This is a genomic window from Pseudoduganella sp. R-31 (genome assembly GCF_049913235.1).
Taxonomy (GTDB): domain Bacteria; phylum Pseudomonadota; class Gammaproteobacteria; order Burkholderiales; family Burkholderiaceae_D; genus Rugamonas.
In genome coordinates this window covers 3,548,575-3,570,117 of the sequence record NZ_CP183986.1, presented here as the reverse complement: position 1 = coordinate 3,570,117, position 21,543 = coordinate 3,548,575, and the positions used below count along the sequence as shown (strand labels likewise).

General features: G+C 61.8%; 25 protein-coding genes and 1 tRNA gene. 2 read left to right on the top strand and 24 right to left on the bottom strand.

What is annotated here, in order from left to right:
* Positions 1–17 precede the first annotated feature (17 nt).
* The 17 genes from sctV to ACN9MY_RS16310 all read right to left on the bottom strand — a co-directional run bounded on the left by sctV (position 18) and on the right by ACN9MY_RS16310 (position 13,489).
* Complete coding sequence (gene sctV / locus ACN9MY_RS16390) at positions 18–2,117, bottom strand: type III secretion system export apparatus subunit SctV (RefSeq protein ID WP_426335761.1); 2,100 nt, start codon at positions 2,115–2,117, stop codon at positions 18–20.
* Complete coding sequence (locus tag ACN9MY_RS16385) at positions 2,114–3,196, bottom strand: EscU/YscU/HrcU family type III secretion system export apparatus switch protein (protein ID WP_426335760.1); 1,083 nt, start codon at positions 3,194–3,196, stop codon at positions 2,114–2,116. The genes sctV and ACN9MY_RS16385 overlap by 4 nt, the downstream gene beginning before the upstream one ends.
* Entirely contained in the window at positions 3,189–3,986 is a 798-nt protein-coding gene (sctT, locus tag ACN9MY_RS16380) for a type III secretion system export apparatus subunit SctT (RefSeq protein WP_426317935.1), read from the bottom strand. The genes ACN9MY_RS16385 and sctT overlap by 8 nt, the downstream gene beginning before the upstream one ends.
* 2 nt (positions 3,987–3,988) lie before the next feature.
* Positions 3,989–4,255, bottom strand: a complete 267-nt coding sequence (gene sctS / locus ACN9MY_RS16375; RefSeq protein ID WP_426317934.1) for a type III secretion system export apparatus subunit SctS — start codon at positions 4,253–4,255, stop codon at positions 3,989–3,991.
* 9 nt (positions 4,256–4,264) lie between these two features.
* Complete coding sequence (gene sctR, locus ACN9MY_RS16370) at positions 4,265–4,912, bottom strand: type III secretion system export apparatus subunit SctR (protein ID WP_426161454.1); 648 nt, start codon at positions 4,910–4,912, stop codon at positions 4,265–4,267.
* A 32-nt stretch (positions 4,913–4,944) separates the two neighbouring features.
* Positions 4,945–6,000: a FliM/FliN family flagellar motor switch protein gene (locus tag ACN9MY_RS16365; RefSeq protein ID WP_426335759.1), complete on the bottom strand. Its 1,056-nt coding sequence runs from the start codon at positions 5,998–6,000 to the stop codon at positions 4,945–4,947.
* Positions 5,997–6,725, bottom strand: a complete 729-nt coding sequence (locus tag ACN9MY_RS16360) for a hypothetical protein (protein ID WP_426335758.1) — start codon at positions 6,723–6,725, stop codon at positions 5,997–5,999. The genes ACN9MY_RS16365 and ACN9MY_RS16360 overlap by 4 nt, the downstream gene beginning before the upstream one ends.
* Complete coding sequence (locus ACN9MY_RS16355) at positions 6,718–7,221, bottom strand: hypothetical protein (RefSeq protein WP_426335757.1); 504 nt, start codon at positions 7,219–7,221, stop codon at positions 6,718–6,720. The genes ACN9MY_RS16360 and ACN9MY_RS16355 overlap by 8 nt, the downstream gene beginning before the upstream one ends.
* Before the next feature lie 14 nt (positions 7,222–7,235).
* Complete coding sequence (locus ACN9MY_RS16350) at positions 7,236–8,558, bottom strand: FliI/YscN family ATPase (RefSeq protein ID WP_426317931.1); 1,323 nt, start codon at positions 8,556–8,558, stop codon at positions 7,236–7,238.
* A gap of 13 nt (positions 8,559–8,571) precedes the next feature.
* A complete protein-coding gene (gene sctL / locus ACN9MY_RS16345) occupies positions 8,572–9,207 on the bottom strand; it encodes a type III secretion system stator protein SctL (protein WP_426335756.1) in 636 nt (211 codons plus the stop codon).
* Positions 9,204–9,974: a SctK family type III secretion system sorting platform protein gene (locus ACN9MY_RS16340; RefSeq protein WP_426335755.1), complete on the bottom strand. Its 771-nt coding sequence runs from the start codon at positions 9,972–9,974 to the stop codon at positions 9,204–9,206. Before ACN9MY_RS16340 ends, sctL begins: the two co-directional genes overlap by 4 nt.
* Positions 9,971–10,813 carry a type III secretion system inner membrane ring lipoprotein SctJ gene (sctJ, locus tag ACN9MY_RS16335; protein WP_426335754.1) on the bottom strand — a complete coding sequence of 281 codons (843 nt, stop codon included), beginning with the start codon at positions 10,811–10,813 and terminating at the stop codon, positions 9,971–9,973. Before sctJ ends, ACN9MY_RS16340 begins: the two co-directional genes overlap by 4 nt.
* Before the next feature lie 14 nt (positions 10,814–10,827).
* Positions 10,828–11,208 (bottom strand): hypothetical protein, encoded by a 381-nt coding sequence (locus ACN9MY_RS16330; RefSeq protein ID WP_426335753.1) that lies wholly within the window; start codon positions 11,206–11,208, stop codon positions 10,828–10,830.
* 16 nt (positions 11,209–11,224) lie between these two features.
* The gene (locus tag ACN9MY_RS16325; protein ID WP_426335752.1) at positions 11,225–11,692 is read right to left on the bottom strand and encodes a tetratricopeptide repeat protein; all 468 of its coding nucleotides are present in this window, start codon (positions 11,690–11,692) and stop codon (positions 11,225–11,227) included.
* A gap of 41 nt (positions 11,693–11,733) precedes the next feature.
* Entirely contained in the window at positions 11,734–11,964 is a 231-nt protein-coding gene (locus ACN9MY_RS16320; RefSeq protein ID WP_426161444.1) for a hypothetical protein, read from the bottom strand.
* A gap of 122 nt (positions 11,965–12,086) precedes the next feature.
* Positions 12,087–12,341, bottom strand: a complete 255-nt coding sequence (locus tag ACN9MY_RS16315; protein WP_426335751.1) for a hypothetical protein — start codon at positions 12,339–12,341, stop codon at positions 12,087–12,089.
* Positions 12,338–13,489, bottom strand: a complete 1,152-nt coding sequence (locus ACN9MY_RS16310) for an FHA domain-containing protein (protein ID WP_426335750.1) — start codon at positions 13,487–13,489, stop codon at positions 12,338–12,340. The genes ACN9MY_RS16315 and ACN9MY_RS16310 overlap by 4 nt, the downstream gene beginning before the upstream one ends.
* Before the next feature lie 290 nt (positions 13,490–13,779).
* Here ACN9MY_RS16310 and ACN9MY_RS16305 point away from each other — a divergent pair, with 290 nt between their 5' ends.
* Positions 13,780–14,577, top strand: a complete 798-nt coding sequence (locus ACN9MY_RS16305) for a hypothetical protein (protein ID WP_426335749.1) — start codon at positions 13,780–13,782, stop codon at positions 14,575–14,577.
* Positions 14,578–14,727: 150 nt separating this feature from the next.
* Here ACN9MY_RS16305 and ACN9MY_RS16300 read toward each other — a convergent pair whose 3' ends face one another.
* From ACN9MY_RS16300 to ACN9MY_RS16270, 7 genes are all read right to left on the bottom strand, one after another.
* A complete protein-coding gene (locus ACN9MY_RS16300) occupies positions 14,728–15,822 on the bottom strand; it encodes a S41 family peptidase (RefSeq protein WP_426317923.1) in 1,095 nt (364 codons plus the stop codon).
* Between the two features lie 18 nt (positions 15,823–15,840).
* Complete coding sequence (locus ACN9MY_RS16295; protein WP_426317922.1) at positions 15,841–16,593, bottom strand: LytR/AlgR family response regulator transcription factor; 753 nt, start codon at positions 16,591–16,593, stop codon at positions 15,841–15,843.
* Complete coding sequence (locus tag ACN9MY_RS16290) at positions 16,590–17,624, bottom strand: sensor histidine kinase (RefSeq protein WP_426317921.1); 1,035 nt, start codon at positions 17,622–17,624, stop codon at positions 16,590–16,592. The genes ACN9MY_RS16295 and ACN9MY_RS16290 overlap by 4 nt, the downstream gene beginning before the upstream one ends.
* Before the next feature lie 1,062 nt (positions 17,625–18,686).
* Positions 18,687–18,761 (bottom strand) — tRNA-Val (locus ACN9MY_RS16285).
* Positions 18,762–18,773: 12 nt separating this feature from the next.
* Positions 18,774–19,475 (bottom strand): DNA polymerase III subunit epsilon, encoded by a 702-nt coding sequence (gene dnaQ, locus ACN9MY_RS16280; protein WP_426161437.1) that lies wholly within the window; start codon positions 19,473–19,475, stop codon positions 18,774–18,776.
* A 45-nt stretch (positions 19,476–19,520) separates the two neighbouring features.
* A complete protein-coding gene (rnhA, locus tag ACN9MY_RS16275; protein WP_426161436.1) occupies positions 19,521–19,961 on the bottom strand; it encodes a ribonuclease HI in 441 nt (146 codons plus the stop codon).
* Positions 19,954–20,733, bottom strand: coding sequence for a class I SAM-dependent methyltransferase (locus ACN9MY_RS16270; protein WP_426161435.1), 780 nt, complete (start codon positions 20,731–20,733; stop codon positions 19,954–19,956). Before ACN9MY_RS16270 ends, rnhA begins: the two co-directional genes overlap by 8 nt.
* 20 nt (positions 20,734–20,753) lie before the next feature.
* On the opposite strand from ACN9MY_RS16270, the gene gloB reads away from it, so the two are divergent.
* Complete coding sequence (gloB, locus tag ACN9MY_RS16265; RefSeq protein WP_426335748.1) at positions 20,754–21,539, top strand: hydroxyacylglutathione hydrolase; 786 nt, start codon at positions 20,754–20,756, stop codon at positions 21,537–21,539.
* The last annotated feature ends 4 nt before the right edge of the window (positions 21,540–21,543 follow it).

The window sequence follows — 21,543 nt, the reverse complement described above, 5'->3', positions numbered from 1 at the left end:
GCGATGCAGGTCTGTGCCTAGATCTCCACTGAACTGACCGGCACTACCCTTACCGTTTGCCTGAGTTCCTGGTACGACACCACGGCGAGATCGGCCAGTTCCACCTCGGTCAACTTCCTGAGATAGGGCCTGATCTCAAGCGAGGTCAGCAGAACTGCTGTTTTCTCCACATGGGTTTCCACCGCCTGCTTGATATTGGCAACCAGCTGGTTGCCGATGTCCGGATCAAGCATCAGCACCGAGCCCGCCGAGGTTTGGCGCAGGGCTTGCCGCAACTGCTCTTCCACGCGGGGATGCAGCACGATCGCCGGCAGCGAACCGTCCTCCAGCGCGAAGCGGTGCGAAATGTAGTGCGTCAGCGCGATCCGCACATATTCGGTCAGCAGGACCGTGTCCTTCTCCCGCGGCGCCCATTCAATCAGGGCCTGGGCAATCACCCGCAGATTGCGGATGGGAATTTCATCACGCACCAGGCGCTTGAGCACTTCAGCCAGGCGCGGCAAGGGCACGTTGCGCTGCAGTTCCTTGTCCAGGTCGGGATACTGTTCGCCCAGGCGCTTCAGCAGGTACTGGGTTTCCTGGATGCCGATGAATTCGCCGGCGTGGCGCCGCATCACGCTCAGCAGGCTGCGGGCCAGGATCTGCTCATTCTCCAGATACTTCAGGTTTGCCGCTTCCAGCGCGTCGATCTCCTCCACCGGAACCCACAGCGCGGTGTGTCCGAGGACCAGCGTACCGCCCTCCCTGTAGGGGATGCGCGCCAGGTCCAGCATTTGCCGGGAGGCCAGTGCCAGCACCTCTTGCTCCGCCAACTGCCCGGCCAGCACGGGAATTTCATCCACATAGATCCGGTATTCGCCGTCCGCAAGGCGCGCATTCTCGCGCATGACCACGCCTGGAAACGGGATGCCCAGTTCGACACTGAAGTAGCGCCGCGCCTCGGCCAGTTCGGTCTCGAAATGCACCGGTGACAGCACGCTGCCAACGCCGGGGAAAGCCTGCACCACCAGCGGAATCGTCAAGCGATGCTCCTCGGCGTCGAGCAGGGTGCGCGCCACGTCATGGCCTTCCTTCTGCATCGACGGGACCGGCGTCTGTGCCGCGTTGGCATAGCGGCGCCGCGCCGGCGCCAGGAAAAAGCCAAGCGAGGCAACCGCAATGCCGAGCAGGATGAACTGGAACTTGGGAAAACCCGGCACCAAAGTCAGCAGGAAAACCATCGCGCCGCCCACTAGCAGGGCCTTGGGCTGCCTGCTGATCTGCGCAGCGATTTCGCTGCCGAGGTTCGGACTGCCGACCCGGCCAGGATCGGAGACGCGCGTAATGACGATACCGGCAGCAATCGACACGAACAGGGACGGTATCTGCGACACCAGGGCATCACCAACGGTCAGCACCGCGTAGGTCTGTAGCGCCGTGCCGGCATCCATCCCTTTGCGGAAGACGCCGATCGCCAGCCCGGCGAGGATGTTGACCGCCGCGATGATCAAGCCCGCGATGGCGTCGCCCTTGACGAACTTCATACCGCCATCCATCGCCCCATACAATTGGCTCTCGCTCTCCAGCTTGGCGCGGCGCTGGCGCGCCTCGTCCTTGTCGATGATGCCGGCCCGCAGGTCGGCATCGATACTCATCTGTTTTCCCGGCATCGCATCCAGGCTGAAACGAGCCGCCACTTCAGCCACCCGCTCGGAACCCTTGGCCACCACGATGAACTGGACGATTGCCACGATCAGGAACACCACCGCGCCGACGATCACGTCGCCGCCCACCACCATCTGACCAAAAGTCGCGATGATGTCGCCCGCATTCGCGTTCAGCAGGATCTGCCGCGTCGAAGCGATGTTGAGCGCCAGGCGGAACAAGGTGGTGAACAACAGCAGCGATGGAAATGTCGAGAGGCCGAGCGGCGAGGAAATATACAGCGCGACCATCAGCAGCACGACGGAGATCGTCAGGTTGAGCGCGATCAGGCTGTCGAGAATGAAGGGCGGCAGCGGCAAGACCATTAGCATGATGACGGCCACCACCAGGGCCACCAGCAGCAGATCCGCATGGCGCGCAAGCAGCGACCACGATCCGGGGGCTCCCAATCCATGCATCGGGTTATTTTTCACTCTGATCCCTCGCCAAGTCGTCCATGAAAATCCCGTACCCAACGCAGTACCTCGGCAACGGGCTCCAGAAATTCGTCCGGTATATAAGCATTCAACTGCACCGCCTCATTCAGGCCGCGCGCCAGCTTGACGTTGCGCATGATGGGGATACCCTCTTCCTGCGCGATGTCGCGGATCGCCTGCGCAATATGCCCTTCTCCTTTTGCGACCACCAGCGGCAGGTCGGTCACGCCGGCTTCGTAGTACAGCGCAACGGCGATATGGGTCGGGTTGACGACGACCACATTCGCCTTGCGCACGTTCTCCAGCATGTTCCCCATGCCCACTTCCTGGTGCAGGCGCCGGCGCATGCCGCGCATTTCCGGACTGCCTTCCATTTCCCGCGATTCGCGCCGCACTTCATCCTTCGTCATCTTGTGGCGCTTCAGGTAGTCCATGCGCTGGAACCAGGTGTCGAACACGCTCATGGCTACGAACGCCACCGTGACCATCCAGGCCATCTGGCTGATGATCTTGCCGGCCAGCGGCAGCAGGCCGCCAACCGGGAGCCACTGCGCGCGCACCAGCGCAGGAAGGGCTGCGCGCGCCACCCACCACAGCACGGCGGCAAGCGCGATCGAGATGACGATCAGCTTGACCAGCTCGACCAGGTTGCGCAGTGAAAACAGGCGCTTGGCCCCTTCGATCGGATTGAGGCGCGACAGGCGTGGCATCACCGGGTCCAGAGAAAACACGGCGCCGACCTGGATCGAACCCAGCAGCGCCGCCGGCGCGGCCATCAGCAGCACGACGGCGACGCAGATCCAGGCCCCTTCCGTCAGCAGGTCGAGTGTCCATGCCAGCAATACCGCCGGATCGTCCAGGGTGCTGAAGCGGGCGCCGGCTGTGCGCGTGAGCATGGCGCCCAGGCGCTCGACCAGGTTCATGCCGCCAAGCGTGAACAGAACCAGGGCCAGGACGAGCGCGGCCGTAGCGGTCACGTCCTTGCTGTGCCAGACATCGCCCTTCTTTCTCGCGTCGCGCAGCTTCTTGTTGGTCGGCTGCTCGGTCTTGCTTTGGCTGGACGATTCGCTACTCATGCCAGACCCCGCGCAGTGCGTTCAGCATTCCGGGAAAATCGGCGATGGGCAGTGCGCGCAAGCTCTCCGACATGCCGGCCCCGTACAGCAACATGAGCAGTGACAGGATCAACGCCTTCAGCGGCATTGCCAGGAAAAAGGCGTTCAGCTGCGGCGCAAACCGCGACAACAGGCCCAGCCCGATCTCCAGCATTAGCATCAACAGCAGGAACGGCGCCGCAACCTTCAGCGCCAGGCCCAGCATCTCGCCCATCGCGCGCAGCCCGACTTCCACCAGGCTCGCGTTGCCCATCGACAGCGCCATGCTCGGGATCGGCCACACCTGGTAGCTCTCATACAGCGTGCCGATCATCGACAGCAGGCCGCCGGTCACGAGGAACAGCATGGTGAACATCTGCATCATCAGGCCGCCCACCATCGAATCGTCCTGTCCCGTGGTCGGGTCGACCACGGTCGCCATGCTCATGCCGGCCTGGAATTCAATGATCGTGCCGGCGGTGTAAAGGGCCCAGAATCCTATACCCGACAGAAAACCCAGCACCAGCCCGATGCCCGCTTCCTTCAGGAGTACGAACACGACCTGGGGAGTGGAAATCGACAGCATGGCCGGATCATGCAATGCGGCCGGCAGCATCAGGCTGCTCAAGGCCACGGCAAGCGCCATGCGCACCATGACGGGGACAGTCTGCCCCATGAAGATCGGCCAGACTGAAAAAGCCACCAGCATGCGCGTCATCAGCAGGCTGGTCACGATCAGGATGGCTTCTCCCTGGTGCATCATGGTGCCCATTGCTAGCGTACTCCCGCAATGGCGCCAAACATCTGGTCGCCAAACATATACAGCTCGCTGCCCAGCCACGATGAAGTCAGGGCGATCGTGACAATGATTGCGATCAGCTTGACGCCGAACGATATCGTCTGGTCTTGCACTTGTGTGACCGCCTGCAGGAACGCCAGCGCCAGGCCGGTAATGCTGGCCACCGCGATCACCGGCAGCGACAGGATCAGGATCAGGAGCAGCGCCTGGTTGACATAGGTGATGAGGACGGAAAATTCCATGGCGCCGGCCTATTGATAAGTAAGGATCAAGCCGTGCACCAGCTTTGACCAGCCGTCCAGCACGACGAACAGCAGGAGCTTGAGCGGCACCGACACCACCGTGGGCGAGAACATCATCATGCCCATCGAGACCAGTATGTTGGCCACCACCAGGTCGATAATGACGAAGGCAAGGTAGATCAGGAATCCGATCTTGAACGCGGCCGTCAGCTCGGTCACCGTGAATGCCGGCACCAGCACCAGCAAGTCATCGCCCGTAAGCGCCTCGGCCCGCTCCACCGGCCATATCTTGCCGGCCGAGCGGACGAAAAATTCGCGCTCGCGCGGATTGGTGTGCTTCGACAGGAACGCCCGCAGCGGTTCGCGCGCCAGGCCCAGGATGTCGAAGAAGCTGCCCGCGTTCATCTGCTGGCCCGGCTTCACCTGCGCCTGCACGGTGTCGCTGATCTTGCTGGTGACCGGCGCCATGATGTAGAGCGACAGGATGATCGCCAGCCCGTTCAGGACAAGGTTGGGCGGCACCTGCTGCAAGCCCAGCGCATTCCTCACCAGGCTGGTCACCACCACGATCTTGGAATAGGACGTCACCATCACGGCAAGGAAGGGCGCCAGCCCCAGCAAGCCCAGTGTGGTGATGACGATGATCGGATCCGGCATTCCCTGTGGTAGCACGTTTCCCCCTGCAACAGCTAAGCGGATTGTTCGTTGCCGCCGCCGGCAACGCGCACGATGCGCACGCCCAGCTTGCGGCCGATGGTGATCAACTTGCCTTCGGCGATCACCGAGCCGAACACGCTCAGCGTCACTGTCGCCAGGCCGGCATCCTGCTCCAGCTCGAACGTCTGGTCGGCGTGCAGGCGTTCGATCTCCGCCAGCGGCAATACCATCTGGCCCATTTCAAACACGACCGGGACTTCGATATCGGTATGGTCCTTGTGCATGGTGCTTTGCTCTCCTCGGTTGACAACCAGGCCTTGCTCGGGCGCCAGGATTCCGGAATATGGCGCCTGTAGCGCCACAGTACGATGCTTGAGACGAGCCGACCACGCACGCTGGCTGCTGTTGCCGGGAATGAGGACCAGCGTCACGCCATGACGCGAAATCGCCCCGCCTTCATCGATCCACGCCACGTCGCCGACGCCCAGGCCGCGCACCGTGGACATGGCCAGCACCGTGCGGCCCACGCGCAGCCGGACCGCGACCGGCAAGTCGCCCCTGGCCAACCTCGGCGGCGGGGCGCCTTGCGGCATGGCCTGGTGCAGCCATTCCAGCGTCTGCAGCGCACTCGCCGCCAGCGTGCCGCGCGATTGCGTACCGTCCTCGCGCGTCGCGACAAAGCCGATCGCGCAGGGCCAGGCCTCGCTGTCCGGCATTGACCAATGCACCGCGCGGATGTCCGCGTCATGCATGAAGGCCGGCGGCAGCGCCGCGAAGAAATCCGCGGCGATCCGTTCGATGGCCAGATTGCGCATTGGCTCTGGCAGACGGGAAAATGGCTCGCCGACCAAGCGCGGGTCGATTCCGGCCAGCCCGTCCAGCTTGACCAGCACGGCCTGGCCCGCCAACGTGCATTCGACGGCGACAGCAAACGAGGAATGCGGCGGCACATAGCCCCACTGGATGCGCAGGCGCCGGCCGGCCACCGGCCATTCGGTATGCTGCCGCACGGCGAGCCAGGCATTCATCAGGCGGCTGACGTCAGGCTCGAGCTGGTCGAGCACCAGGCAGGTGGAATCAGGCATCATGCCTCGTCTCCGGCCGTGTCATTACGCTGGACCAGATCGAGCCGAACCACCAGGCCCGTCGATTTGTTCAGCGCGTCCAGCAAGCGCGCGCTACCGCCGCGCATCTGGCGCAGCATTGCTTCGTCCGCCGCGTGCAGCCGCACGTTGAGGAAGACTCCCTCGCGCGACATCTCCACCGATGAGCCAGGCAGTGATGCGCCGAGGTCGACCATGATGTGCCCCGTCCCCGCCTTGGGGCGGTCGGCAACGTACAAGTTGGCGCTGAAATGCTGCAGCAGCGCCGCCACTTCCTCGTTCTGGACAACCTCGGCATGAGCCGCAGCGGCCGACGCGACCTCCTGCTGAAGCGCGGCGGGAGCGTGCTGGCCTGGCCGCTGCACGCCGGCCGCCATCAACTCGGCGGGTATCGCGAAAGGCAGGGAAGACTCGCCGCCCTCCCCTCCAGCCGCCGCCCGCGGGTGTGCGGGCGCAAGCCGGGAAATGACCTCCACCCCTTCGGATGCCGGGTCGGACCAGTCCGCGCGGAGCGCATGCGCGGACGCGTCGCTTGCCTGCGTATGCGGCTTGGCCGGCGGGGCCGACGCCGCGTCCGGCCCCCGCTTGAGCATCAGATCGCGAAAGGCTGCGACAGCCGCATCGGACGTGGGCTGGTATTGCGACACACCGGCTTGCGCAAATTCCGGGAAGTTCCGCTCGCCGCCATCGATCGTGGAAAATTCATTCATGCCTTGCCTCCGGCGCGGCCGCCTTCCTGGCCAGGTACCAGCTCGCGGCTACGGCGTCTTCCGACCGCTGCACGTTACGCGCTTCCTGCTCCTGGCGCTGCTTTTGCTTCATCTGGCCGACCACATCCATGATTTGCGTCAGGGCCTCGTACTGCTTCCTGGTCCTGGCCCGGGCCGCATCGACTTCCTGCTGCGCTTCCAGCAGGCATTCAACGATGCTGGCCCGCTCTTCTTCCAGATCGTTCTCGAGCGCGGCGATTTTCAGGTGCTGATCGGCATAGTCCTTGCCTCGCTGCAGTGCCCCGCCCTGCTGTATCCACGCCTGCCACTGCTGGTCCCAGGCAGCCCTCTGGGCGGCCAGGGCTTGCAGCGCTGCCTCCACGCGTTCGACCTCCTGCCGGATACGGTTGCGCACCGTCGCCCTGCGCGCGAGTTCGGCGTGTGCGCTCTGGAGTTGCGCGTCCCGAACCTCGACCAGTTTTTCGTGCTGTTCCATGGTTTCCATGTCCTCTAGCTCGCCGCTATATTGCGCATGGCTGCCAGCGTTTCCCGCAGGCCGGACGATTCTCCCGGCGCCTGCCGAAGCAGCGCCGAACACGCTTCACGGCTACGAATCGCCCGATCCGCGACGGCATCCGACCCCGCCTCGTATTCGCCGATCTGCAACAACATCTCGATCGACTGGTACTTGGCGCTGAGCTCGCGCAGTGTTCCCGCCAAAGCCTGGTGCTCAGCCGATGCCACGATGTTCATCACCCGGCTGCGGCTCTGCGCCGTATCAATCGCCGGATAATGGTTGGCGGCGGCCAGCTTGGCAGACAGGATGATGTGGCCATCGAGTGTCGACCGCACTTCTTCGCCGATCGGATCGCCCGCCTCGTCATCGTCGACCAGCACCGTGTAGAAGGCGGAAATCGCGCCCTTCTCGTTTTGTCCGGCCCGTTCAAACAGCTTCGGCAGCACCGTAAACACCGAGGGTGGAAAACCGCGCCGTGTTGGCGGCTCGCCGGCCGCCAGGCCAATCTCGCGCAATGCGCGCGCATAGCGCGTGACCGAATCGACCAGCAGCAAAACCGAACGGCCCTGGTCCCGGAAATACTCGGCAATCGCCGTCGCCACGCAGGGCGCCTTGGCCCGCTCCCCGGCCGCCCGGTCCGAGGTCGCCACCACGAAGACGGTGCGGTCCCGGCGGGCAGCTGGCACTGCGGTACGGAAGAACTCCCCCACCTCGCGCCCGCGTTCGCCCACCAGCGCTACAACGGTGACATCGGCTGCAGCGCCGTGCGAGATCATCGACAGCAGGCTGCTCTTGCCGGTGCCGGCCGGCGCAAAGATCCCCATGCGCTGCCCTTCGCCGCAGGTAAGGAATGCATCGATCGCACGCACGCCCGTGTGCAGGGCGCTCAGGATCGGCTTGCGCCGCAGCGGATCGGGCGCCGGCGCGTAAACCGGGTATTCCTGCACCGCGTCAATCGGCCCCAGGCCGTCGATCGGCTCGCCGAATCCATCCAGCACCCGGCCCAGCACACCCGGCCCCACCTTCACCCCCTGAGTGCGGCCCAGGTGCACCACCTCTGTCTGGGTCGACAAACCGGCCAGCTCGCCGAAAGGCATCAGCAGCACCAGGTCGCGGACGATGCCGACCACCTCGGCCTGCATCCGCCAAGGCGTACCCGGATTGCGCAGCTCGCAGATATCGCCGACCCGGGCACTGACGCCGCTGGCCTTGATCAATGTTCCCACCGCCTCCAGCACTCGGCCGCGCGTCTCGATCGCGGAAAAGCCACTGAGCGCATCTGCCAGTGCATCGGAAAGATAGTCCGTGTTTACCATGTCGCTCCGCCCCTCATTGACCGGCCGGGCCGGAGCGCCGCTTGCCGACGAATGCCCGGGTCAGGCCCGCGCGTATCGCCGCGATCTGCGTATCGAGGCTGGCGTCAACGATGCCGAATTCGCTCTCCAGCACGCACATGCCCGGCACGCCGGCGGGATCCTGCACCACGTCGACAAATTCAATCTCGGGGAACTCGGCCAGCACGGACGACAGCAGCGCATTGACGGTGTCGAACTGTTGCGACGCCACGATCAGGCGAAAGGAATTCTTCCGGCTTGAATTGGCTATCGTGCGGCGCACCAGACGTTCCATCACGGTGCGGTCGCCAATCTCGTGCAGGATGGCCTGCAACGCGTCCATCACCGTTTTGACCAGCCGCGCCTCCAGGCAGATGAACGACGAATCCATTCTTGCGGTGGCTTCGACCATCGATGCCGCATACTCCGCGCGCCCCTGTTCGATGCCAAGCTCGCGTCCCTGCCGAATCGCGGCCTCGCGTTGCGTTTCCGCCAGCGCAACGATCTCGGCGGCCCGCCGGCTGGCCTCGGCCAGCGTCTCCTGCGCGGTGGCCAGCTGCGCGAAATCGTTCGCCTTGATGACTTTTCCATCGGCGCTGGCAAGCTTGCCGCGATCCATCAGTATCATCATTGCGCAGTCCTCCCGGGCGCTGTAAACAGCCACGCATGCTCCGGCGCCGCCTTGTTCAGAACGGCGACAAAAAGCGCGGCCAACCTGGTGCGGTCATGCTCCTCCAAGACCGGCCGCTGGAGGCTAGTCCAGTCGCAAGGAAACCTGAACTGCATGCGAGCCAGCGTTGCCCTTGACGCATCACCCAGCAGGGCGCCGGCCAAGCCCACCGCGCGCCGGGTCCAGGCTTCGTTGTCCGGAAATGCGGCGCCGCGCGGATGGAAGACGTATCCAAGCCCCGGAAGCGGCGCAGTCCATCCCAGCGCGAACCGATGCGCCTCCCGACCCAGCGTGCGTTCGATCGCCATCATGTCGGCGCCGAGCACCGCATGCCTGATCTGGTCCCGCACCAGCAAGCCGGCCATCAATCTTGCGCAGCGTTCGAGCACCGCTGCATCCAGCAAGGCGATGCTTTTCATGGGCTCGGAAAAGTCGAAATCAAAGTCCTGGTCCAGCTGGCACGCCTGCAGCAACGCCAGGGACAGGCGGCGCAGCCAGAACGGAGAAGCATCGAGTCCATCGGCAAGCGGAAGATGCCGGCCCAGGCGGGCGATCCAGCTGGCATGCGCATAGGTTGCTGGAAACAGATTGAAACGAAGCCGAAGATCGAAAGCGCGGTCCCGCACCAGCGGCTGCCAGGTGAGGCCAGGCGTATCGCCAGCGGGGCTATCGGCCTTGGCAGCGTCTGTGAAGCCAGGTGGTGATGCCTCCAGCGTGACGGCGCTCATGCCCGTTCCCTCTGGCGCGCTGGACGTTCCCGACCGTCGCCGCGTGCCGGCGCCCCCCGTGCTGCCAATTTTTCCTTGAGCCAGCTGCGCAAGTGCGCCGCATTCAGCAGGAGTATCAGCAGGATCGCCACCACGATCCAGGGCAAGAGCATCATGGTCCAGAGTGTTGCCACGCTGGAGTTGGCGACGATCGCGCCGAAGAACCGTGCCGTCGGCACCTGGTCGGAAGTGGTGCCGGTGGCACGCGCCGGGAACAGGCTGACCGACACCTTGTCCACCGTCAGCCCTTCCACGCTGCGGATCACCAGTTCCTTCACCTCAGGGATCACGGCCTTCATATTGATATCGGACCGATATTTCAGGAACACGGAGGCAGAAGACGGCTTGACCGGCGACGCCAGCGGATCGTTGGACGGCAGCACGATGTGCACACGGGCGCTCAGCACGCCGTCGATCTGCGACAGGGTCTTGGCGATCGCCTGCTCAGTCCCATAGGTAAAGCGGATGCGTTCTTCCGTGGGGGACGAAATCAGATTGTTACGCGCGAAGATTTCACCCATGTCCGCGTAATGCTGCGGCGGTTGTCCGTTCGAATTCAGCAGGCTGATGGCTGGCGCCATCTTGGCGCTGTCGACCCAGATGCTGTAACCCTTTTCTCCAGCACGCTTCTCGGCGCTGATACCGCCTTTCAGCAAGGTCAGCAGAACATCGTTGGCCTGCTGCTCGGACAGGTTGCTGTACACGGCCTGCTCGCAGCCGGACAGGAACAGCAGGCCCGCCAAGAGCAATGCGTAAGCAAGGCGCCGATCATATCGGGTCGACATTTTGTTGTTTTCCATGGGCGGTTTCAAGGTCAATTACGCTGGAACAGGGACTCCGCACCTTTCTCCGTCATCCCCGCCGCCTTCGACACCACTTCAAAGGCTGCCGACGTCTTGACCATGTCATATTGGAGCTGCAATACGTCCTTCATCGAAAGATCGCCATCTTTCTTCAACAGGTTCTCCACCGCATCTTGCGCGGTGCTCCACATCGAAGACATGTTTTCGCTGTGGCTGCGGATCAGTTGCGAAGCATCCCCCGGCCCGTCGGCAGCCAGGATGGACGACTGCGGCTCTCTGAGCAGTTGCTGAAAGCGGCTGACGGAGGCCTGGTCCGGCGCTGGCGCTCCGTTGGCGCCGGCCTGCGTCGACGACTGCAAGGCCTGCAGCGATGAGAGGGAGGTAAGATCCATGTTTTCTCCTTGGTCACTAGGGCCGTATGTTGTGATGACGGAAAAATGCCAGGGACCCCGTATCGGTCCTGCGCGCCGCGCCCTCTTCTTTCAGCTTGCGCGCCTGGTCCAGCCAGCATTCGACAATATTCACGGCGCCCGGCTCCTGTCTGCTGGCAAGCACGGCTTCGAACAGTTCCAGTGCGCCATCCTGCCTGGCTTCCACGAGGAATGCGCCAAGCATCGCTTTCACCATTTCACTGGCGGGAAAAACCCCGGCAGCATGCTTCAATCCGTTGATGGCGTCCTGCAGCCGGCCGCTCCGCGCATGCACCACCGCCAGGGAGACCGCAGGCGCCGAACTATCGGGTTTTGCCAGGGCCATGCCCAGGAAAATCTGCTCGGCCTTCTCGTGAAACCCATACTCGCTTGCCAGGAACCCGATCTCGGCAATGCGCTGTAGAACACATGGAGAAAAGATATTCAATTTTTCCAAATCAGACATTCCAATCTCCATGTACTCATATCGCATCAGCGCGCCAGCGCTTACGAAATATTGTGAGCAGCGCCTTTGGTGCCTTCGCCGAACGCCTTGATCGTTTCGGAGACTGCGCTCTGCGCCGTGCTGGCGACCTGCATCGAGAGCGCGACCTTTTGCATGCCAGTTGCGAATCCGGCAGGATCCTTCTTCGCATCCGGCAGATTCGCCAGACCGTCGAACGCAGCTTGCAACAGACCGCCTGCACCTGAAATTGCACCATCAAATCCGTTTGACATTTTTATCTCCGTGAAAGGTTAAGAAACATCGCATCAGCTGCTCTCCCAGCATCACCCCGCTTCCTGCTACCTCCGCCTCCAGCTGGGCTGAGGCGGTGCAATCCTGCATGGTTCCCGTTTCGCTATCGGGCATTCAAATGCATGCTGTCCCAGATGTTCTGCAAGACCTCGACCGAAACAGCGGCACTCTCGACCAGTGCCCTGGTTGCCGCATATTCGCGCTGCTCAAGGGGGTGCCGCAAACGCTCGGCCCCGGTTGCGGCGGCCTGCTCCATCACGCGCCGGTATTCGGCGCACACGACGCCGCTTCTATCGGCCAGCAGGCGCGTGGCAAACTCGCTTGGTGGCAGCACATCGTCTTGGGGAAGAGTATTCATTGCAGTGCCGCCAGCGGGAAAATGTAGTGCCGGTCGCCTTTTTGAAACTCGACCTGGTCCAATTCAATCTTGACGATCCGGATACCGTTGAACTCATCGCCTTCCGCGAATTTCTCCCCATATGCGCCAATCAGCCACTTGTTCTTTTTCAAAATCAGAATCGATGAAAAGCGTTTCGACATCCGCAGCGGAGCAACCGTCGGCTCCATCGCCACCACGGCCGACGCGGCAGGCGGGGCAGCTTCCGCGACCTCCCGGTCGGGCGGCGCAATAGGCTCACCTTTTTTCACCTGCACGTTCAAGGCCTTCAAGCCCGGCACCTGCTGCGCCAGCGATGTCAGTTTGGACGCAGCCTCGGAGGTATCCACTTCGTTGGCACAGCTGACGATGCCGGCGCCGGCATCCTTGGCGAGGCAGCTGATGCCTTCCAGCCGGGCCAGGCGCGCTACCGCGGCCACGATCTCTTCGGTGGCGTGGATGTCGCTGCGCGCCTGGTATTCGGAATCGTGCAGCGACATGGCAAGCAGGTCGCGCTGGTAAATGGTATTGACGTAGCCCGACACCGACAGGTGGTGATCACTGTCGACTTCCAGCTGCAATTGACTGCCCACCGGCGCTACCGACTTGAGCCATTGCTGCGCCTCGCGCGTACGGGCCTCCGTCATTTCCGTCCGGTCCGGTGACATCATGGCGTAGGCCAGGCTCAGGCTGGCGGCGAATCCGATGACGACCAGGATCGCGCTGCTCAGTAAACGACCTGGACTGCGCATGCTTCCACCCGGCGCAAAACTCGCCCACGGCGAGCCCGCTTTGGCCAGGCCCTTTTCCCACTCTTCATCTGCCGGCCGCACCGCGAACGATGCGTTGCCGATTTCAATGGTCTGGTAATCAAAAACCCTGGCTGTCGCGCCCGCCTCCAGCGTGCTGGTACCGATACGCACGGAATCTTCCAGCGCGGTGCAGCGCACGATGCGGTCATCGATCGACAGCAGGCAATGCCTTGGAGCTACATTCTCATCCAGCAAGACGGCCGTGCAAGATGGGTCCGAACCAATCACGCAGGGAAAACCCGGGTCGAGGGAGAACTCCGCCCCTTCCTGCAAGCCCTGCACTATGCGGACTGTTTTGCTTTTGAGTGTTTCCGCCATGATGTGCACCACCTAATCGGAATGTGCTGCCACGAACAAAACGCAACGAGGGAACGACAGCCCAACCGACTGTTCAGATTTGTCAATGTTGGCAAGCGCGAAGCAAAATATACCGGGGACGATTGGGGCCGCACATCACCAAAGCATGTGATTCTTTGGTGATTTTTTGGTGATTTTTTGGTGATTTTTTGGACAACATAATTGACTAAGTTGTCATGAGACATCTCCAAAAGCATAGAGTTGATTTCATATTGGAATACAATGGATTCCAGAATCAGCTGAGCTCGGATATGCGCACAGCCCGCGTTTTGACCTTCTTGGCAATATTGCTGGCATTCGGTTATGCCAGGTGCGCCTGCATGCCTATAAAGTTGGGCTATGTGAACCTGCACCGCCCGCCCTACTTTCTGGGTGCCGGCAGTGTCGAAGCACCCAACCCTGGGGCAACGGTGCAGCTGGTTCGCGACATCGCTGCATCGGCCGGTTGCACGGTGGTTTCGGTCCGGTTGCCTCCGTTACGCCTGCGTCAAGCGTTGAGCAACGCTGTTATCGACGCCATGCTGATGGATGCCAGCGACAGCGATCTCATTCGCTACGCGCTGCCCCAATCCCACGAAGGCGAGCTCGACGCCAAGCGCGCAATCCCGATGTACACCGTCGTCTTTGTACGTGCCGGCGACGGGATTCCTTCGGACACTGATCCGAACTCATACTTTATTAACCACCGGCTGGGCATGAATAATGGCGCAACGCTCGCGGAGCAGTTGAGAAAACAGGGAGCGAAGGTCGATGATGGCGCACAGGACGGCGCGCGCAATCTGGAAAAGCTGGTACGCGGAAGAATTGACGGCTATGCAGCCACGATGGTCTCTCCTACGCAGATGGATGCCTTCGTCGGAGCTACATTTGGCAAACAGTTGGTGCGTTTAGGGACGCCGCTCCGCGTTCACCATTTCTGGCTCGCATTCAACAGGCGCTACTACGAGGATAATCTCTCGGAGGTGGAGGCAATGTGGGCTTGGATCGGAGTACATGGCCACAAACGGTTTGTGGACCTGGTCGAGCAGTACCAGCGGTTGCCACGATGATGGCGCCGATGGGCCGTTGAGGACTTTTCCGGACCGGGAAAGACTAAGGGCCTACGAATTCCGTAAGCCCTTGTTTTGATCGCAGAATTCTAGTGGAAAGTACAAGTTTCGAACTTGCGACCCCTGCAGTGTGAACCAATAATGCGAAGATTAACGCTCCCCCTTGAGGGTGTAGACTGGCTTCTCAGTTTCTCCCTTCTCCACCATGGTGAGAAGGCGTTGCAGTTCCGTGCGCTCGTCGCCCTCCTTGGCGGATGACACCAAGTTGCGCAGGATGGCGACATGCGCCGCCTGCAGCGCCTGCGCTGCGGGCACGGCTACGTCCGGTTTCACGCCGACATGCTCCCAGTTGGTTTTAGTGACGAAATTGATCACGCGCGCCGTCGGGATCGAGACCGCGATGTCGTGTCCCAAACTGAACCAGCTAACGGGATTGGAAGCGCCGATGGTGGTTTCGCCGACTAGGGTGCCACGCTTCAGCGCTTGGAAGTTGTAGGCGCAGTCCTCCGCTGCGGAACCTGTCCGAGCGGAGATCAGCACATATACGGGCTTGTCGTAACGCTGTACGATCGACGGCACGGTCCAGATCTGCCGCGTCGTGTCGGTCTGGCGATCATAGATATCGGTCAGGTGGTGCACGTCGCCCGCCGGTAGGAAATGACTCATCAGGTAAGCCACGCCGGCCGGTGAGCCGCCCCCGTTGCGGCGCAGGTCGAGGATCAGCGCATCCGTGCCCGCCAAGAGCGACATCGCCGCCGTGTGGGCCGGGCCGACGAATTCCACGCCGGCGAAGCGGCGCAGCTCGAGGTAGCCGACGTTGCCGGGGAGGCGTTCGATCTTCTCGATGTCATAGCCGCGCCGCGCGGCCGCGTTGCGCCATTCGTCAATCTGGGCGTGGCTCGGCGGCTCCTCGGGACCGCTGGATTCCGTGAAGCCCTCGTAACGCCCGGCGCTGAAATGCATGTCGCCGCTGAGTTCGCGCAAGTCCTGCTTTAGCGCCGCACTGAGCGTCGTTGCGCTGGTGGCGGCAGCATACCCGCCTTCGGCATTTTTCCTGATGATCGCACTGCCAACCTGTGCGGACCGCGTTGGATCAATGTAATTCGCATTGATTTTCGCCGCGAGCGTCTGCACGATAGCGGCGCGATCGGACGCGCTCAACGGGGTGTCCTTCGCCGCCAAGGCGGGCGACGAGCATAACGCGCCCAACAGGGCCATTGAACCAAGCTTCTTGCTACTTAACATGCATTCCTCCAGTTTGGACTACGAATCGGTGTTTGTTTTGAGCTGTTGCAACGCTTCCGTCAGCGCCGGCATATAGGAGCGGCTGGCTCGCAGCACCGTGCCGTCGCGCAGGCGCAGCATGGCGTCCCGGTTGGTTAGCGAACGCAGTTCGGCGATCGTGTCCAGCCGTACGATGGACGAGCGGTGCACGCGGTGGAACTGACGCGGATCGAGCTGCATGGCCAGATTCTGCAGGCGCTCCCGCACTAGCCAGCTCTTGCCCTTCGCATGCAAGGAGGCGTAGTCGCCGTCGGCCTCGATGCGCTCAACATCAGCCACCGGCACCAGCACCGTGCGCGATCCCACACGCACGCTGAAGCTGCGCATCGCCATGGCCACCGGTGCTGCGGCACGACTTTGGCAGCGATAGGGAAACGCCTGCTGCGCGCGCTCCAGGGCTTCGTCGAAGCGCTCGTCATCGACCGGCTTGAGCAAGTAATCGATGGCGGCCAGTTCAAACGCTTGCAGCGCGAAGCCTTCATAGGCGGTGAGCAGGATCGTCATCGGCCGCTGCGCCGGCGGCAGTGCGGCAAGCACGTCGAGTCCGCTCTTGCCCGGCATCTCGACGTCGACGAACGCCAAGTCGGGATTCAGTGTCACAATCCCTTGGTAAGCGCTGTCGCCGTCACCGAATTCACCCACCAGCTCGAACACCCCGCGCTGCGCCAGCCTGACCTTGACCGCCAGCCTGGCCAGCGGCTCGTCGTCGACGATCACCACTCTGATGTTCATGCCGGCACCTCGTTCGCGCGCAGCGGAATCGAAATGTGCACGTGGAAGCGACCGTCCGCACGCCAACCTGCATCGACTTCTTGCTCGGCGCCGTATAGGTGGCGCAGGCGTTCCCGAACGTTGGCCAGGCCGATGCCGCTCCCCTTGTGCGCCGCGGGCTGGCCGTCGTTCAGCACGCCGATCAGCAAGCGCGTGCCGATGCGCTCGACCAAAATATCGAGTTGGCCGGGCGTGGCGAGCGGTGCGATGCCGTGGCGGATCGCATTCTCAACCAGCGGCTGCAGCATGAGGTAAGGCACGACGCTGCCCAGCAGGTCTGGGCCAGTTTTCATCGTCAGGCGTAGGCGCTCGCCGAGGCGTGCTTTTTCAATGGCCAGGTAGGCGTCGAGCAGGGCCAGTTCATCGGCCAGCGCATGCTCATGACGGCCATCATGGGCCAGGGTGGCGCGCAGGAAGTCGGCCACGCACGCAAGCATGCGGTTAGCTTCTCGATTGGACTGGGCCGACACCAGCGCTGAGATCGCGTTAAGGGAGTTGAACAGGAAGTGCGGATTGACCTGTAGGCGCAGCGCGCGCAGTTCGGCATCGCGGGCGGCGCTTTGCGCCTGGGCCAGATGCAGGCGAACCTGTTGCAGCGACAGGTAATAGGCCGCCACCGCATGGACCGCACAGAACGCGACCAGTGCCAGCCAGCAGCTATCCAGGCCCCGTGCCAGATATTCCCATTGGTAGCCCGTCTCTCGTCCTATCGCGATACCAAAGCTCTGTCCTAGAAAGGCGTTCGTAATCGCCATGGCATAGGTGGCCGCCAGCAGTATCGATCCCATGCGCAGCCAGGACCAATCGCGACGCCACATGGCCCGCTGAAGCAGCGTCAGCGGAATAAGCCATAGCAGGCAGGCGACCAGGAACAGCGTACGAAAAGCTACGATATAGTGATCATTGACGGCAGGCAGTCCCAGAATGACCATGCAGGCCGATACCGGCAGTGCGGCCAGCACGGGAACGAGCAAAGGGGTTTCGATTTTCACGCGGAGTTTCTATAAATGCAATTCTGGAATTGTAGCGTTTCATTCACCCAACGAATAGAAAGCAATACACCCATGGAAGGTCCAGAAGTAGGGAAGCCTTGACCTTAAGTGATGCCTTGGCGGCGGTCGAGTCAATTGCGGCGACCCGTGCCTATATTGCGGTGAGTCGGTCGGAGATGGAGCGAGTGGACACTAGAGCCAATGCAGGCTTTGAGACCACTTGCGTCTGCCGCTGGCCGTTTGCGGCATGATCTGTGTTGTAGCTCATCTGAAAAAGTCTCTTAGATTGCCACTCTTCTAAGTCTGCGGGCTATCGAAATTAAATCTTGTCCGATGATTTCGGTTGTTACCAAAGATGCCACTGTAGTTGTAAATTTGCATCATTAATCAAGGCGCGTATCGCCGCGTCTGTGAAAATGTGTGAGAATTTGTCGACGCTGCCTAATTGTCTGCAGCGCTTCTCTGATCGTCGGCCTTGCCCCGCCGGCCCACGAAAGAAATCACCATGCAGGTCTCCAATATTGCCGCTGACGCCGCGGCCCAAGCTGCTATCGTCAACCGTTTCGCGGGCTCCCTTCGAGCTTGGACGTTCCTTGTTCATCAAGGTTATGACTGTCACGAAATCTTCGAGTTCCTGGTTGATATAGAGGGTCCGGAGCGCGCCCAATCTTCACCGGCATGCATTCCTGTTAGCTGACGTCGGTTCCGAGGCCGGGTGCACCACCTGAAATCGTGGAAGCAGTACTTCATGTTTCGCGCTGCGGGCGCGTCGTCGCTTGTGATGTTTGGGCCACTGATGCAAAAGCGGGCCGCCGAATAGAGCACTCAATTCGCTTGGCCTGCATGTGCCGAGATAAGTCGCGACACTCCGACTGGTATTCGCACCGGCGGCAACATTTGGGGCGAATGTCCCTACTTCTTGATACAGCGGGAAGGTGTCCGCCGACACCCTTTTTCCGAGCCGCAAAAAGCGGCGGGAATCATTTTTCCACATTTTTTCCACACCAAACAAAAAAGGCCTGCGAAGTGATTTCGCAAGCCCTTGATTTGTTTGAGTATTTCTGGTGGGAAGTGCAAGTTTCGAACTTGCGACCCCTGCAGTGTGAATGCAGTGCTCTACCCCTGAGCTAACCTCCCGAAGTGGCGCTATTATAGACTAGGGTTGCGCCAAACACAAGTTCCCTTGACCGCTTTGTCCAAGCCATCCAGCAACGCAATGTGCTCGGCTTCTTCCGTTTCACTTGCGCGCAACACGATCACGTCGGCCAGTGCGATTTCAGCCATGGCGATGCCGCTGCCGGATTCCTCGATTACGATATCCATGCCCAGGCTGTTCTGGCCACGGGTCATCGCCAGATAGACATCGGCCAGCAATTCCGCGTCCAGCAGCGCGCCGTGCAGTTTGCGGTGGGCGTTGGATATGCCGAAGTGTTCGCACAGCGCATCCAGCGAGTTGCGTTTACCTGGACGCATTTCCTTTGCCTGCACCAGGGTGTCGATCACTCCGCTGATGTGGGAGTCAAAAGTTGGCAGCTTGAGCAGGTTGAACTCGTGGTTCAGGAAGCCAAGGTCGAACGGCGCGTTATGGATGATCACTTCCGCGCCCTGGATATACTCTCGCAGTTCCTCCACCACTTCATGGAAACGTGGTTTATCGCGCAGGAATTCGGTGGTCAGGCCGTGCACCGCCAATGCGCCCTCTTCCGAATCACGCTCTGGATTGATGTAGCGGTGGAAGTTATTCCCGGTCAGTTTGCGCTCGAACAGCTCAACGCAGCCAATTTCAATGATTCGGTTACCCTGTTTCGGGTTAATGCCGGTGGTTTCGGTATCGAGGACGATTTGACGCATAAATTCACGAATGTGTTCGTAGCAAGCGGCGAAGTATAACAGGCCTTATTTGCGGCGGACCGATTCCACGCCCAGGTTGGCCAACTGGTCGGCGCGTTCGTTGCCCGGATGGCCGTTGTGGCCGCGCACCCAGCGCCAATCGACCGTGTGCACGGCTTGCGCGGCGTCGAGCGCCTGCCACAGGTCGGCGTTCTTGACCGGCTCCTTGGTCGACGTTTTCCAGCCGCGCGCCTTCCAGCCGTGGATCCATTCGCTAATGCCTTTCTGGACGTACTGGCTGTCGGTGTGCAGGACCACTTCGCACGGGCGCTTCAGGGCCTTCAGCGATTCGATGACCGCGGTCAGTTCCATGCGATTGTTGGTGGTATTCAGCTCGCCGCCGAACAGTTCCTTCTTGGCGTCGCCTGCGATCATCAGCGCGCCCCAGCCACCGGTGCCGGGATTGCCCTTGCATGCACCGTCGGTATAAATCTCTACTTTATCCATCGAGTCTTTCTTTGTGTTTGTTGGTGGCCGGGACAGGTACACCCGCCTTGGCCGTTTTCTGTTTCCAGGCCGGGCCGATCAGGCGCATGCCTTTCACGCGCTTGATCGCCTGCACCATATAGACCGCGCCAAAATACGGCCAGTAATTGGGACCGGCGCGGTCCATGAAGTTGTAGCGTTGCAGCCAGCGTTCGGTGCGGCAGGCTGGCGCATAGCAGCCCAGGTGCGTGTGGCTGACGCCCATATTCAGCAATTTTAGCCAGTCTTTGATGCGCGGCATGGAGATGAACTCACCGGCCTTGGGCAGGTAGTGCGATCCGGTCAGGCGGCCGCTTAGCTGGCGCAGCCCCCACAGGCTGGCCGGGTTGAAGCCGCAGACGATGACCTGGCCTTCCGGGATCAGCACACGCTCGACTTCGCGCAGCACCTGGTGCGGCTCGGCGGAGAATTCCAGCACGTGCGGCAGCACCACCAGGTCCATGCTGTTGGTGGCGAATGGCAGTTCAACACTGTCCAGGGTCACCGCTACCGCGCGGCTGCTGCCGGATTGGCGCGGATGCAGCCGGATGTCGGCCAGCCACTGGTGCGGCATGCGGTTGGCCGCCAAGGCGTCAAGTTGCGGCATGCCGATCTGCACCGCGTTGAAACCGAAGATATCCGCCACCATCTTGTCCAGGCATGCCTGCTCCCAGGCGCGCACGTATGCACCCGGCGGTGTTTCCAGCCATTTGTCGAACGCTATAATGGATTCGTCGGATGTTGCGCTATCCATGCATTCCCTTTACTGAGCCCATGAGCAAACCTGTTTCTGTCCTGACCGTCCCTGCTTTCAGGGATAACTACCTGTGGCTGGTCCACGATGGCCGCAACGCTGCAGCAGTCGATCCCGGGGACGCCGCGCCCATCCTGGCCTCCCTGCAAGAGCACGGGCTGACACTTACCGCCATTCTACTCACCCATCACCATGCTGACCATATTGGGGGCGTTCCGGGGCTTCTGGCCCGCTTCCAGGTGCCGGTTTTCGGTCCCCGCCATGATGGTATCGCAGCCGTGACCGTGCCGTTGGGCGAAGGCGACCGGGTGCAGGTTCCGGGGCTGGACCTGTCGTTGCGCGTGCTGGATGTGCCAGGCCATACCCTCGGCCATATCGCCTATGTCCGCGATGGTGCCGAGCCATGGGTGTTCTGTGGCGATACCTTGTTCGCCGGCGGTTGCGGGCGCTTGTTTGAAGGCACGCCGGACCAGATGGCCGAATCGCTTGGCAAGCTGGCGGCACTGCCGGAGGCCACCAAGGTGTTCTGCGCCCATGAATACACGCTGTCCAACCTGCGTTTCGCCAGCGCGGTGGAGCCGGGGAATACGGCGCTACGCGCCCGGGTAGCGGCCGATTCCGCGACGCGCGAGCGTGGGCTGCCGACCGTGCCGAGCACTATCGCACTGGAACGTGCCACCAACCCTTTCCTGCGTTATCGTGAGCCCGAAATCGCTGCCCAGTTGCACGAGGCCGGCAAATTGCGTGGCGGCGAGCCACCGGTTGCCGTCTTTGCGGCGCTGCGGGAGTGGAAGAACAACTTCTGACCTG

Excerpts from the sequence above, each read along its gene's own strand:
- sctS (WP_426317934.1), bottom strand. The coding sequence starts at position 4,255 with ATGGAATTTTCCGTCCTCATCACCTATGTCAACCAGGCGCTGCTCCTG.
- sctJ (WP_426335754.1), bottom strand. The coding sequence starts at position 10,813 with ATGGAAAACAACAAAATGTCGACCCGATATGATCGGCGCCTTGCTTAC.
- sctR (WP_426161454.1), bottom strand. The coding sequence starts at position 4,912 with ATGCCGGATCCGATCATCGTCATCACCACACTGGGCTTGCTGGGGCTG.
- sctT (WP_426317935.1), bottom strand. The coding sequence starts at position 3,986 with ATGGGCACCATGATGCACCAGGGAGAAGCCATCCTGATCGTGACCAGC.
- ACN9MY_RS16360 (WP_426335758.1), bottom strand. The coding sequence starts at position 6,725 with ATGAATGAATTTTCCACGATCGATGGCGGCGAGCGGAACTTCCCGGAA.
- ACN9MY_RS16300 (WP_426317923.1), bottom strand. The coding sequence starts at position 15,822 with ATGTTAAGTAGCAAGAAGCTTGGTTCAATGGCCCTGTTGGGCGCGTTA.
- ACN9MY_RS16315 (WP_426335751.1), bottom strand. The coding sequence starts at position 12,341 with ATGAATACTCTTCCCCAAGACGATGTGCTGCCACCAAGCGAGTTTGCC.
- rnhA (WP_426161436.1), bottom strand. The coding sequence starts at position 19,961 with ATGGATAAAGTAGAGATTTATACCGACGGTGCATGCAAGGGCAATCCC.
- ACN9MY_RS16310 (WP_426335750.1), bottom strand. The coding sequence starts at position 13,489 with ATGGCGGAAACACTCAAAAGCAAAACAGTCCGCATAGTGCAGGGCTTG.
- dnaQ (WP_426161437.1), bottom strand. The coding sequence starts at position 19,475 with ATGCGTCAAATCGTCCTCGATACCGAAACCACCGGCATTAACCCGAAA.
- ACN9MY_RS16365 (WP_426335759.1), bottom strand. The coding sequence starts at position 6,000 with ATGATGCCTGATTCCACCTGCCTGGTGCTCGACCAGCTCGAGCCTGAC.
- ACN9MY_RS16350 (WP_426317931.1), bottom strand. The coding sequence starts at position 8,558 with ATGGTAAACACGGACTATCTTTCCGATGCACTGGCAGATGCGCTCAGT.
- gloB (WP_426335748.1), top strand. The coding sequence starts at position 20,754 with ATGAGCAAACCTGTTTCTGTCCTGACCGTCCCTGCTTTCAGGGATAAC.
- ACN9MY_RS16385 (WP_426335760.1), bottom strand. The coding sequence starts at position 3,196 with ATGAGTAGCGAATCGTCCAGCCAAAGCAAGACCGAGCAGCCGACCAAC.
- ACN9MY_RS16330 (WP_426335753.1), bottom strand. The coding sequence starts at position 11,208 with ATGGATCTTACCTCCCTCTCATCGCTGCAGGCCTTGCAGTCGTCGACG.
- ACN9MY_RS16295 (WP_426317922.1), bottom strand. The coding sequence starts at position 16,593 with ATGAACATCAGAGTGGTGATCGTCGACGACGAGCCGCTGGCCAGGCTG.
- sctL (WP_426335756.1), bottom strand. The coding sequence starts at position 9,207 with ATGATGATACTGATGGATCGCGGCAAGCTTGCCAGCGCCGATGGAAAA.
- ACN9MY_RS16320 (WP_426161444.1), bottom strand. The coding sequence starts at position 11,964 with ATGTCAAACGGATTTGATGGTGCAATTTCAGGTGCAGGCGGTCTGTTG.
- ACN9MY_RS16325 (WP_426335752.1), bottom strand. The coding sequence starts at position 11,692 with ATGTCTGATTTGGAAAAATTGAATATCTTTTCTCCATGTGTTCTACAG.
- ACN9MY_RS16340 (WP_426335755.1), bottom strand. The coding sequence starts at position 9,974 with ATGAGCGCCGTCACGCTGGAGGCATCACCACCTGGCTTCACAGACGCT.
- ACN9MY_RS16355 (WP_426335757.1), bottom strand. The coding sequence starts at position 7,221 with ATGGAACAGCACGAAAAACTGGTCGAGGTTCGGGACGCGCAACTCCAG.
- ACN9MY_RS16270 (WP_426161435.1), bottom strand. The coding sequence starts at position 20,733 with ATGGATAGCGCAACATCCGACGAATCCATTATAGCGTTCGACAAATGG.
- ACN9MY_RS16305 (WP_426335749.1), top strand. The coding sequence starts at position 13,780 with ATGCGCACAGCCCGCGTTTTGACCTTCTTGGCAATATTGCTGGCATTC.